Source organism: Bacillus sp. FJAT-18017, from assembly GCF_001278805.1.
Classification (GTDB): domain Bacteria; phylum Bacillota; class Bacilli; order Bacillales; family Cytobacillaceae; genus Bacillus_D.
In genome coordinates this window covers 5,253,495-5,265,381 of the sequence record NZ_CP012602.1, presented here as the reverse complement: position 1 = coordinate 5,265,381, position 11,887 = coordinate 5,253,495, and the positions used below count along the sequence as shown (strand labels likewise).

Genomic DNA, 11,887 nt, shown 5'->3' with positions numbered 1-11,887 from the left:
TATTCCGCAGTAGCTCAGTGGTAGAGCAATCGGCTGTTAACCGATCGGTCGTAGGTTCGAGTCCTACCTGCGGAGCCTTTTATGCATTATTAAATAATGCTTCCATAGCTCAGTAGGTAGAGCACTTCCATGGTAAGGAAGAGGTCAGCGGTTCGAGCCCGCTTGGAAGCTTATTTTTTGAAGGCCCCTTGGTCAAGCGGTTAAGACACCGCCCTTTCACGGCGGTAACACGGGTTCGAATCCCGTAGGGGTCACCATATGGAGGATTAGCTCAGCTGGGAGAGCATCTGCCTTACAAGCAGAGGGTCGGCGGTTCGATCCCGTCATCCTCCACCATTTAATATTTTTTAAAAAATGCCGGTTTAGCTCAATTGGTAGAGCAACTGACTTGTAATCAGTAGGTTGGGGGTTCAAGTCCTCTAGCCGGCACCATTTTGGAGGGGTAGCGAAGTGGCTAAACGCGGCGGACTGTAAATCCGCTCCCTCGGGGTTCGGCGGTTCGAATCCGTCCCCCTCCACCATTTTTTTGAATATGCTTCAATATTTAGAGGCATACTATGTATGTTCTTTTTAAGTTTATTGACTTTTAAAGAGCTGAAAATAATTATTGGGCTATAGCCAAGCGGTAAGGCAACGGACTTTGACTCCGTCATTCGTTGGTTCGAATCCAGCTAGCCCAGCCATTTTTTATTTTGCGGCTCATTCGCATAAATAAGCAAAACTCTTTCAAGCCATTACATAAGCTAGCAGATACGAGTGGCGCATAGGGTTACGCTGCTGATAACTTTATTTCGAGCATCTGACTTTTTGCCAAACTTGGCTGTAGGTTGTTTCTTAGTTCGAGCCATTAGCTCAGTTGGTAGAGCATCTGACTTTTAATCAGAGGGTCGAAGGTTCGAGTCCTTCATGGCTCACCTTATAATTATATCATTGTCCATTTTACTATTTTTAGTTATACTTATTACAGAGTGCGGAAGTAGTTCAGTGGTAGAACATCACCTTGCCAAGGTGGGGGTCGCGGGTTCGAGCCCCGTCTTCCGCTCCATGACTGGGGCCTTAGCTCAGCTGGGAGAGCGCCTGCTTTGCACGCAGGAGGTCAGCGGTTCGATCCCGCTAGGCTCCACCATCACACATACATAAGACCATTTCAGCCTTAAATTCATTGAATTTAAGGCTTTTTTTTATTTCAAGGCTTTGATTCTATGTGGGTTGAATGATTGGTTTCTTAAGATAGAAGCAAAAGGATTTGAATGTAACATCAGTTGGAATACAGCCATTTATTATAGTGAGTACTGTATATATATGCAGTGCTCTGCTGTGTTGAGTCAATTTGCTCATAGAGGTTAAAATGAAAGAAATACAAAGGGGGGGAAAAGATGAAGAGATTGTCTATAATCGGCATGCCTATGGACCTGGGGCAATTGCGACGAGGCGTGGATATGGGACCGAGTGCAATACGCTATGCAGAGGTAGTGGAAAGGTTAAGGATTTTGTTTGATCAAATAGAGGATTTAGGGGATATTGCAATTGGGCGCCCAGAGGTTGTTATTGATCAACAGTCCAATTTGCGCAACTTGGAATTGATAACTGAAAAAAGTGAGCAGTTAGCTGATATAGTGGATCAAGTAGTGGCGAAAGGGGCTTTCCCGCTTGTTCTGGGTGGAGATCATAGTATAGCGATTGGGACACTTGCAGGTATTGGAAAGCATTACAATAACTTAGGTGTCATCTGGTATGATGCGCATGGCGACTTAAATACAGCAGACACCTCTCCATCAGGAAATATTCATGGGATGCCTCTTGCAGTCAGTCTTGGTCTCGGCCATAAGAAATTAACCGAAATTGGCGGTTACAGCCCAAAGATAAAACCCGAGAATATTGTTATTATTGGTGCAAGAGCATTGGATGAGGGCGAAAAGGATTTAATTAAAGAAAAGGGCATTAAAGTATATACCATGCACGAAATTGATAGAATGGGTATGGCTAAAGTGATTGAAGAAACAATTTCTTATCTTAAAACTAAAACGGACGGTGTCCATTTATCACTTGATCTGGATGCGCTTGACCCACTTGACTGCCCTGGTGTTGGTACTCCTGTATATGGCGGAATAACGTACCGAGAAAGTCATCTGGCAATGGAGATGCTTGCAGAGGCTGAAATCATCACATCAGCTGAATTTGTGGAAGTAAATCCTATATTGGATGAGCGAAATAAGACAGCTACTGTAGCAGTGGAGTTGATGGGTTCGCTATTTGGGGAGAAGCTGCTTTAATAGATTAAATTAAACTAATAAGATCGGTATGTTGATCCTTTCTCTTTTTTTAGTGTCCATTCAACATCCGATTTTCTTCAAAAATTAAAAAACCAGCAGGCCAAATACTTTGGGACTGCTGGTTTTTAATTACCACTATTCCTTTATGGGGATTCAGGCCTTTTTGGTGATCATTAAGTGATATGTGTTCAGCAGGTTATCTAATTTTGCACTTGCTTCAACAACATTTTGATCGGTTAGTGGGGTGTTGGAAGCAAGCTGGACCATTTCTTTCCTGGACATTTCTATATCTTGGGCCAATTTTGTAAGCTGATAGCTCATATTTACCATTCCCTTTTAAAAATTTACTATTTTTATCTCCGTTATTTGTGATTTTTAAACCTTTCTACACCATAATTGCCAAGATTTTGATAAAATTGTTTTTAAATAAATGAAACCTTTTTGCAAGCGATTCGTAAAATCGCATAGCCGCAATTGGAGGCGGAGGTAAACCATTGGATGCTCTTGTGAAAAAAAGGATAAAACAAGTAAAAAAAGGTGACCAGGACGCTTTTGCAGAGATTGTTGAAATCTATAAAGACAAACTGTTCCAACTGGCCTTTCGGATGCTTGGCAACAGACATGAGGCGGAGGACATCGCTCAAGAAGCGTTTATCCGGGCATATGTAAATATTAATAGCTATAATCAGGAATATAAATTTTCAACCTGGCTATATCGGATTGCAACCAACTTATGTATAGACCGGATTAGAAAGAAAAAACCGGATTTTTACCTGGATGCGGAAATGGCTGGAACCGAAGGGTTGAATCTCTATTCACGTATACCATCAGAAACACCGCTTCCTGAAAAGGAATTGGAGAAAATGGAGCTTCAGGAAACCATACAACAAGAAATTTTAAAACTTCCTGACAAATACAGATCAGCAATTGTTCTTAAGTATATTGATGAACTCTCATTAAATGAAATAAGTGAAATATTGGATTTGCCTCTAGGGACGGTAAAGACCCGGATTCATAGAGGACGTGAAGCATTAAGAAAACAGTTACGACATGTGTGAGAGGTGAACTAGTATGAAATGCCCTGATCAAATCATTGGCTACATGCACGACTACCTGGATGAAGATATTGAACCAGAACATGAACAATTGTTAAAGGAACACTTTGGCACCTGTAAAGATTGCCAAAGGCTTTTTCATGAACTTGAAAAGTCTGTCGCTCTTGTTAAAAGTACATCCCATATACAGGCGCCACAGGGATTTACCGAGTCAGTTATGGCGAAACTCCCAAGAGAAAAAAGGAAGGTGGGGATCCAGCGTTGGATGAAAGGACACCCTATCGTTTCTGCGGCAGCTGTATTTGTTGTCCTTATGGCAGGGAGCCTCTTTTCAATTGCGGGCAATACCGATCAAGAATTCTCTACAACGAACGCTGACCAGGTAGTAATACAAAATGACACGGTCATAGTTCCTGAAGGCAAGGTTGTCAAGGGGGACTTAGTAGTAAAGAATGGGGATATTAAGATAGAAGGCGAAGTCCAAGGAGATGTAACAGTCATTAATGGTGAAAATTATTTGGCCTCAGCAGGAAATGTAACTGGTAAAATTGAAAAGGTCGATAAAACCTTTGACTTAATCTGGTACCATATTAAGAAAGCTGCCACCAATCTTGTTGGACTGGGACAGAATGAGTAAACTCGGTGGTTTAGGGGCTGTATTTTTTAAAACAGGCATCGGTGCTATACCGATGCCTTATATTGTTTCAGCAGGATTTCTCCCGTAACAAATGAATATGATAAGTGTAGCGTATTTTGTGTTATAATGAGAAAGTTACATTTATCTAAATAGATACTCCCAATAATGGGCCCTACATATTAAATTACCGGAGGAAAGCCAATGCCGTTTGGAGATATTTCGCTATTTGACTACTTGGCCGGTATTGTCGATATCGCCATTGTCTGGTATGTCGTATATAAATTAATCATGCTTATAAAAGGAACGAAGGCAGTCCAACTACTTAAAGGAATTTTTGTGATTCTTTTAGTCAAAGTGTTAAGTGACTTCCTAGGGCTTAAAACGTTAAGCTGGATTGTTGATAACATTATCACATGGGGATTCCTTGCGATTATCATTATTTTTCAGCCTGAGCTAAGGAGAGCGCTTGAACAGCTGGGACGGGGACGTTTCTTTTCTAGGAGCGGCAGCCAGGAAGAAGAGGAGCTGGAGAAGACGACTACAGCCATTGTAAAAGCCGTGGATTACATGGCGAAACGGCGGATTGGGGCTCTGATTTCAGTTGAACGGGAAACGGGAATGACAGATTATATTGAAACAGGCATAAGGCTGGATGGGAAAATTTCATCGGAGCTTCTGATCAATATCTTTATCCCGAACACGCCTTTGCATGACGGGGCCGTAATTTTACAAAAAAACAATGTTGCGGCTGCAGCCTGCTACCTTCCGCTATCAGAAAGTCCCTTCATTTCAAAAGAACTTGGGACAAGGCACAGAGCTGCTTTGGGGATTAGCGAGGTTACGGATAGTATTACAATAGTTGTATCGGAGGAGACCGGTGCAGTTTCTTTAACAAAGAATGGTGAGCTTTACCGGGATCTCAGTATGGATGCTTTTAAGGAAATGGTTACAACGGAATTGGCAGGTCCTGAAAAATCTAAGCCTGCTTCTTCAAACCGGTGGAATTGGAGGATGAAGAAAAATGGATAGATTGCTGGACAACAGCTGGTTTGTTAAGGTCGTTGCCCTCCTGCTAGCCTTCCTGCTCTATTCTTCTGTTCCTGAAAAAGCGGGAAACCAGCTAAAAGAAATTTATGTACCAGGAGATGAAACGACAGAAACAATAGAAGATGTTCCGCTAAATGCCTATTATGATACTAAGAATCTTATTGTCACAGGCTTGCCTGAGACGGTCAATGTACAGGTTTCAGGTCCTAAAAGCCATGTTCAAAATGCAAAGACTCTTAAGAATTTCGAGGTTTATGTAGAGTTGTCTGATGCAGAGGTAGGCAAACGAAACGTAAAGTTAAAGATTAGGAAACTCTCTGATAAACTGGACGCAAAACTGTCCCCCGCCTCTGTTAACATTACGATTCAGGAGCGGATCACCCGTGAATTCAAAGTGGAAGCGGAATACGATTCAGGAAAGGTCTTGGATGGGTTCGGCGCATCTCCACCGCAGATTAAACCAGAAAGAGTAAAAATAACTGGTCCTCGTGATGTTATTGAAAGTATTACCTATGTAAAGGCCACTTTAGATTTAAAGGAGCCGATTTCAGAAACAACAACACGAGATGCAAATATACGTGTACTTGATAAGGACTTAAATAAACTCGATGTTATTGTGGAACCAGAAGCGGTGGAAGTAACGATACCTGTAAAAAGCTTGACGAAGAAAGTTCCAATAAATATAGTCGAAAAAGGAAGTTTACCTAAAGGGCTGGTCCTGGAATCGATAGAATCCGATACTAAGGAAGCGGTAATAACAGCAGATGAGAATATATTGGCGAATACGGATGCGGTGCGTGCGGAAATTGACTTGAGCAAGATTACAAAAAGCACGACAGTAACAGTGCCAGTTATTATATCAAAGGGTATAACAGCTGTTTCTCCGGAATTGGTCAAAATTACAGTGAATGTCCAAAAAGCTGAAGAAGAGGTCAGTCTCTCTTCTATTCCGGTCAATGTTACTGGTCTTTCAGAGGGGGCTGAAGTTACGTTTGAAACTCCAAAGGATGGTCGTACAAGCCTGCTCGTGTATGGCCCCGCAGAACAGGTCAACACGCTTGAACCAGACGATTTTCGGCTCTTTGTTGAATTAGCCGGACTTGAAGAAGGCGAGCATGATGTTCAAATACGAGTTGATGGGCCTGATGGGGTTTCATGGAGGATGGCCCAGTCCACAGCAACAGTGACAATTACAAATACGGATGTCTAATATTCGATTGGATTTAGCAGAAGGAGCGATTGTGAAAATGGGAAAATATTTCGGTACCGACGGAGTGCGCGGAGTCGCAAATAGTGAACTGACACCTGAATTGGCGTTTAGATTGGGACGCTTTGGAGGTTTTGTCCTTACTAAGGATAAGGACCGCCCGAAAGTAATTATTGGGCGGGATACCAGAATTTCCGGGCATATGCTTGAAGGAGCACTGGTTGCCGGACTTCTTTCAATAGGTGCGGAGGTAATGAGACTTGGCGTTATATCGACACCAGGAGTAGCATTCTTGACAAAGGCACTTGGAGCCCAGGCTGGAGTTATGATTTCTGCCTCGCACAACCCTGTTCAGGATAATGGAATTAAATTTTTTGGCCCCGATGGATTTAAGCTTTCAGACGAACAAGAAGCTGAAATTGAGAAACTGATGGATCTACCTTCTGATGAGCTTCCTCGTCCTGTAGGAGGGGAATTGGGCCAGGTAAATGATTATTTTGAAGGCGGCCAAAAATACCTTCAATATTTGAAACAAACAGTAGATGAAGACTTTTCGGGAATTCATGTTGCCTTGGATTGTGCCCATGGTGCAACCTCATCACTTGCTACTCATTTGTTTGCAGACTTGGATGCCGATATTTCCACCATGGGGGCATCTCCTAATGGCTTGAATATAAACGCCGGAGTTGGCTCAACTCACCCTGAAGCACTGGCTGCATTTGTCAAAGAAAAGGGAGCGGATATCGGCCTTGCTTTCGATGGCGATGGAGACAGAATGATTGCAATTGATGAAAATGGTGAAGTCGTTGATGGGGACCAAATTCTTTATATTTGTGGAAAGTATTTGAAAGAACAAAACAGGCTGAAGCATTCCACGGTTGTTTCTACTGTCATGAGTAACCTCGGATTTTATAAAGCTCTTGAAAAGAATGGCATCCAAAGTGCTCAAACAGCTGTAGGAGACCGATATGTTGTCGAAGAAATGAAGAAAAATGGCTTTAATCTTGGCGGAGAGCAATCAGGCCATATTATTTTCCTTGATTACAATACAACTGGAGATGGGCTGTTAACCGGCCTACAGCTTGTAAATATTATGAAAACCACAAAAAAGCCTTTATCTGAGCTCGCGAATGAGTTTAAGAAGTTTCCACAGCTGCTTGTTAATGTTAGAGTAACAGACAAGCATCATGTTACAGATAATGAGAAGGTAAAAGCCATAATTGAAGAGGTAGAAAAAGAAATGGCAGGTGACGGCCGGATTCTTGTTCGCCCTTCTGGTACAGAGCCGCTCGTCCGAGTAATGGCTGAAGCTCCAACCGAGGAGCAATGCTCTAATTATGTGAATAGAATTGTTAAGGTAGTAAAAGAGGAAATGGGATTAGAAGAATAAGTTTGTAAAGCATTGGCTCACTAAGCCAATGCTTTTTTACTGTAAATCGATAAAACCAACCTCGCACGTAAGAATAATTAGAATGATTTGCTCATACAGATAGAGTATTAACTAGGAGGGAGGAAAGAGGATGAATACGTTATTTGTTATCGTGAATGTTGCGGTTCTCTTATTGCTAATGTACGGGCTTTTAGTAATGCAAAAAAAGCATGTTTCTTTTTCAAAGCGTGTATTTACGGGTTTGGGATTAGGGGTTGTATTCGGAACAGCGATTCACTTACTTTATGGTACAGCATCAGAGGTTACAACAGTAACAATGGGCTGGCTATCAATCGTTGGTACAGGTTATGTTAAACTGCTGCAAATGATTGTAATGCCGCTTATTTTCATTTCGGTCGTCGGTGCATTTACAAAACTCAAATTAACTAAAAATATTGGTAGGATCAGCTTCCTGGTTATTGGTCTGCTATTGGGTACGACAGCAATATCAGCAGCAATTGGTATTGGATCTGCCTTGGGATTTGGCCTTGAAGGGGCCCAATTAACTGAGGGAGAAGCTGAAGCGGCACGTAATGAACTATTGAAGGAAAGGGTCGTCACTGTAGAAAATATGACCATCCCCCAGCAAATCCTTGAAATGTTCCCGGGAAATCCATTTGCTGACCTGACTGGGGCAAGGGCGACTTCAACTATTGGGGTCGTGCTATTTGCAGCGTTTATTGGAGTTGCTTATCTTGGGATTAGGGGGAAAGAACCGGAACGCGCAGAGTTTTTTGCAAAAATAATTGATACACTTTATTCGATTATCATGAGGGTTGTTACATTAATCTTAAGGCTTACACCGTACGGTATCCTTGCAATTATTGCAAAGGCCGCAGCGACAAGTGATTATGCCGCGATTGTTAATTTGGGCAAGTTTGTAATCGCATCCTATGTTGCACTTATTCTTATGTTTATTGTTCATTTGGCACTCTTGGCACTAGCTAAGGTTAGTCCGGCCCTTTATGTAAAAAAAGGATTACCCACTTTATCGTTTGCCTTTTCATCCCGTTCAAGCGCGGGTACATTGCCGTTAACTCTTAAGACACAGACAAAGGATTTTGGTGTCTCGGAGGGAATTGCCAATTTTTCCGGCTCATTTGGACTCACCATCGGCCAAAATGGGTGCGCGGGTATTTATCCGGCAATGCTTGCTGTCATGGTGGCCCCTGCAGCAGGGATTGATCCGACTAGCATTTCCTTTATTGTGACACTGATTCTGGTAGTGACAATCAGTTCTTTCGGTGTAGCTGGTGTTGGTGGAGGTGCTACATTTGCTGCATTGATCGTCCTTTCGGTCATGAACCTTCCAGTCGCCATTGTCGGCCTTCTAATTTCGGTTGAGCCTTTGATCGATATGGGAAGGACCGCGCTAAATGTAAGTGGTGCAATGACATCAGGAGTACTTACAAGTAAAGTGACAGGTGAGCTGGATGAAAATGTCTACAGTCGGCCTACCGTTGCAGAGGCATAAAGTTAGTGTTTTATCCTGTATTAACGGGCTGTAAGTTCCCCCACTTGAAGGGCCTTAGAATATTCGTAAAAGCTTTAGACAGGGGACAACAGCCCGTAAGCGCCCGATTCGTTCAACTAACAATCCGTGGGGATGAAGAAACCCCCATGGATTGTAGTTTCACTTTATCTAACTTGATGCATAAGGGAACGTACTTATTCCCTTATGCATATTTTATTTTATAATGACGTATCCCTTACTCTCCTTTTTTATAGAATTGTTTAACATAGCCCAATCATGAAGATTGTCTAGTTTGTGATTCAGCCAATTTTGGGTATAGGAAGGAAAAACTTTACATCTTGACGTAAGTATTATTCTCATGTAAGATGAGTCTTGCTGGTTTTTGTAAGATGCAACCAGCCTATTCAAAAATGGAAAGGTGGGCAGTGGTTTACACATACTAAAAGCGCCAGGACTAATCCGGATCGGAAAAAGGGATTAGTTGACGAGGTGGAGGTTTATCGAAGTTTCGGCGGATGCCTCCCAGCCGCAGCGCACGGCTGACTCTTGCTGCTTAAAAACATCAGGGCAACTTGATGGACAAAGAGCTGCAAGATGCGCAAAAGGAATAGGCATGAATGTAGGAGCCGTTCCATTTATTAAACAGGGATAGGGGGCAAGCTGTGCCCTCGGTACTGTCTTGCCCTCTGATACAGGAGGATAAGAGATTATGTGTGGAATCGTTGGATATATCGGAAGTCAGGATTCAAAAGAGATATTGCTTAAAGGCCTTGAGAAGCTTGAATATCGCGGGTATGACTCTGCCGGGATTGCTGTAATGAACGAAAACGGGGTTAGCGTGTTTAAGGAGAAAGGGCGAATTGCAGATCTCCGCAAAATTGTTGATCTAGGCGTTGAAGCAAACGCAGGGATTGGCCACACTCGTTGGGCTACCCACGGAGCACCCAGCAAAAGAAATGCACACCCTCATCAAAGTAACGCATCAAGGTTCACACTTGTTCATAATGGTGTAATAGAAAACTATGAAGAGCTAAAACGTGAATATTTGATTGATGTTAAGCTCGATAGTGATACTGATACAGAAGTTATTGTCCAGATGGTTGAGCTTTTTGCAAAGGATGGACTGACGGCTCTTGAATCCTTCCGTAAAGTATTGGGCCTGCTTAAAGGCTCATATGCACTGGGACTTCTCGACAGTGAGGATAAGGAAACAATTTATGTAGCGAAAAATAAAAGCCCGCTCCTTGTTGGACTTGGCGATGGGTTTAACGTAGTTGCCAGCGATGCGATGGCAATGCTTCAGGTGACTGACCAGTACGTTGAACTTATGGATAAAGAAATCGTGATTGTAAAAAAGGATTCTGTTGAAATTCAGACTCTTGAGGGTGAAACAATTAGCCGCAATCCATATAAGGCGGAACTTGACGCAAGTGATATTGAAAAAGGCACATACCCTCACTATATGCTCAAGGAAATTGATGAGCAGCCGCTTGTCATGCGTAAAATCATTCAGAAGTACCAAAATGATAACGGCGAATTGTCTATTGATGAGGATATTGTTAAGGCAATCAAGCAATCCGATAGGATTTATATTATTGCAGCTGGGACTTCTTATCATGCAGGCCTTGTAGGAAAACAATTAATTGAAACACTTGCCAAAGTACCGGTTGAGGTTCATATCTCAAGCGAATTTGGCTATAATATGCCGCTTCTTTCGGAAAAGCCTTTGTTTGTATTTATTTCGCAGAGCGGTGAAACAGCAGACAGCCGTGCTGTGCTTGTCCAGATAAAAGAAATGGGCCATCCTGCACTTACCATTACAAATGTTCCGGGCTCCACCCTATCCCGGGAAGCAGATTTCACATTGCTGCTTCATGCCGGCCCGGAGATTGCAGTAGCTTCAACGAAGGCTTATACCGCCCAGTTGGCTGTACTTGCAATTTTAGCCGAAGTAACCGCGAAGAGCCGCGGTCTTGAAATAGGATTTGACCTTGTCAAGGAATTAGGAATTGTTGCAAATGCAATGGAAGTACTGTGTGATACCAAAGAAATCATTGAGCACATTTCCCGTGAATTCCTGACTGTTACTCGCAACGCCTTTTTTATCGGAAGGGCAGTCGATTATTATGTCGGCATGGAAGGTGCGCTTAAGCTGAAGGAAATTTCATATATCCAGGCTGAAGGATTCGCCGGTGGTGAGTTGAAACACGGCACCATTGCGCTAATTGAAGAAGGAACTCCTGTCATTGCCCTTGCAACTCAGGAAAAAGTAAACTTAAGCATCCGGGGAAATGTTAAAGAGGTTGCTGCACGTGGTGCGAACCCTTGTATCATCTCCATGAAGGGCCTTGAAACAGATGAAGATAGCTTCGTAATTCCAGCTGTCCATGATATGCTGACACCACTTGTTTCTGTCATTCCGCTCCAGCTGCTTGCATACTACGCAGCCCTGCACCGCGACTGTGACGTAGATAAGCCAAGAAACTTGGCGAAATCTGTTACTGTGGAATAATCATGGTAAATAGAAACAGTTTTTGTCATTCTATCACTGTAATTTAAGTTGGTATCTGAACGGGAAAGAAGTCAAATATAATGATTATAAGCAATCAGAATCGGGAGGCGTACAGTTTGTACGTTTTCTCGGTTCTTTTTTTATTTGTTCATATTTTTTAAATGCAAATTAGGACTGAATTCAGTAAATAATTCTCTTCCCTTTTGGAGCCAGAGCGGAAGGGATTGCTTAAAGCATAGGGGAAAAAGTTTGT

9 protein-coding genes and 10 tRNA genes are annotated in these 11,887 nt (G+C 42.5%); 18 read left to right on the top strand and 1 reads right to left on the bottom strand.

Features of this window, described 5'->3' with window-relative positions:
• The first annotated feature begins 3 nt into the window (after window positions 1-3).
• From AM500_RS24740 to rocF, 11 genes are all read left to right on the top strand, one after another.
• Window positions 4-75 (top strand) — tRNA-Asn (locus tag AM500_RS24740).
• A 23-nt stretch (window positions 76-98) separates the two neighbouring features.
• Window positions 99-171, top strand: a tRNA-Thr gene (locus tag AM500_RS24735).
• Window positions 172-182: 11 nt separating this feature from the next.
• Window positions 183-257: transfer RNA gene (locus AM500_RS24730), tRNA-Glu, on the top strand.
• Window positions 258-260: 3 nt separating this feature from the next.
• Window positions 261-336: transfer RNA gene (locus AM500_RS24725), tRNA-Val, on the top strand.
• 20 nt (window positions 337-356) lie between these two features.
• A tRNA-Thr gene (locus AM500_RS24720) sits at window positions 357-432 on the top strand.
• A 4-nt stretch (window positions 433-436) separates the two neighbouring features.
• Window positions 437-521: transfer RNA gene (locus AM500_RS24715), tRNA-Tyr, on the top strand.
• Between the two features lie 87 nt (window positions 522-608).
• Window positions 609-683 (top strand) — tRNA-Gln (locus tag AM500_RS24710).
• 158 nt (window positions 684-841) lie between these two features.
• Window positions 842-914 (top strand) — tRNA-Lys (locus AM500_RS24705).
• Between the two features lie 56 nt (window positions 915-970).
• A tRNA-Gly gene (locus AM500_RS24700) sits at window positions 971-1,045 on the top strand.
• Window positions 1,046-1,050: 5 nt separating this feature from the next.
• Window positions 1,051-1,126: transfer RNA gene (locus AM500_RS24695), tRNA-Ala, on the top strand.
• A gap of 250 nt (window positions 1,127-1,376) precedes the next feature.
• Window positions 1,377-2,273 carry an arginase gene (gene rocF / locus AM500_RS24690; protein ID WP_053601574.1) on the top strand — a complete coding sequence of 299 codons (897 nt, stop codon included), beginning with the start codon at window positions 1,377-1,379 and terminating at the stop codon, window positions 2,271-2,273.
• 153 nt (window positions 2,274-2,426) lie between these two features.
• Here rocF and AM500_RS25265 read toward each other — a convergent pair whose 3' ends face one another.
• Window positions 2,427-2,594: an aspartyl-phosphate phosphatase Spo0E family protein gene (locus AM500_RS25265; protein ID WP_082347370.1), complete on the bottom strand. Its 168-nt coding sequence runs from the start codon at window positions 2,592-2,594 to the stop codon at window positions 2,427-2,429.
• 173 nt (window positions 2,595-2,767) lie between these two features.
• Here AM500_RS25265 and sigW point away from each other — a divergent pair, with 173 nt between their 5' ends.
• The 7 genes from sigW to glmS all read left to right on the top strand — a co-directional run bounded on the left by sigW (window position 2,768) and on the right by glmS (window position 11,634).
• Entirely contained in the window at window positions 2,768-3,331 is a 564-nt protein-coding gene (sigW, locus tag AM500_RS24685) for an RNA polymerase sigma factor SigW (RefSeq protein WP_053601573.1), read from the top strand.
• 13 nt (window positions 3,332-3,344) lie between these two features.
• Window positions 3,345-3,965: an anti-sigma factor family protein gene (locus tag AM500_RS24680; RefSeq protein ID WP_053601572.1), complete on the top strand. Its 621-nt coding sequence runs from the start codon at window positions 3,345-3,347 to the stop codon at window positions 3,963-3,965.
• A gap of 201 nt (window positions 3,966-4,166) precedes the next feature.
• On the top strand, window positions 4,167-4,994 hold the full coding sequence (cdaA, locus tag AM500_RS24675) for a diadenylate cyclase CdaA (RefSeq protein ID WP_053601571.1): 828 nt from the start codon (window positions 4,167-4,169) through the stop codon (window positions 4,992-4,994).
• The gene (locus AM500_RS24670; RefSeq protein ID WP_053601570.1) at window positions 4,987-6,222 is read left to right on the top strand and encodes a CdaR family protein; all 1,236 of its coding nucleotides are present in this window, start codon (window positions 4,987-4,989) and stop codon (window positions 6,220-6,222) included. Before cdaA ends, AM500_RS24670 begins: the two co-directional genes overlap by 8 nt.
• Window positions 6,223-6,259: 37 nt before the next feature.
• Window positions 6,260-7,609 carry a phosphoglucosamine mutase gene (gene glmM, locus AM500_RS24665; RefSeq protein ID WP_053601569.1) on the top strand — a complete coding sequence of 450 codons (1,350 nt, stop codon included), beginning with the start codon at window positions 6,260-6,262 and terminating at the stop codon, window positions 7,607-7,609.
• 130 nt (window positions 7,610-7,739) lie between these two features.
• Window positions 7,740-9,122 (top strand): L-cystine transporter, encoded by a 1,383-nt coding sequence (locus tag AM500_RS24660; protein WP_053601568.1) that lies wholly within the window; start codon window positions 7,740-7,742, stop codon window positions 9,120-9,122.
• Between the two features lie 709 nt (window positions 9,123-9,831).
• Window positions 9,832-11,634 (top strand): glutamine--fructose-6-phosphate transaminase (isomerizing), encoded by a 1,803-nt coding sequence (gene glmS / locus AM500_RS24655; RefSeq protein ID WP_053601567.1) that lies wholly within the window; start codon window positions 9,832-9,834, stop codon window positions 11,632-11,634.
• Window positions 11,635-11,887: the final 253 nt, after the last annotated feature.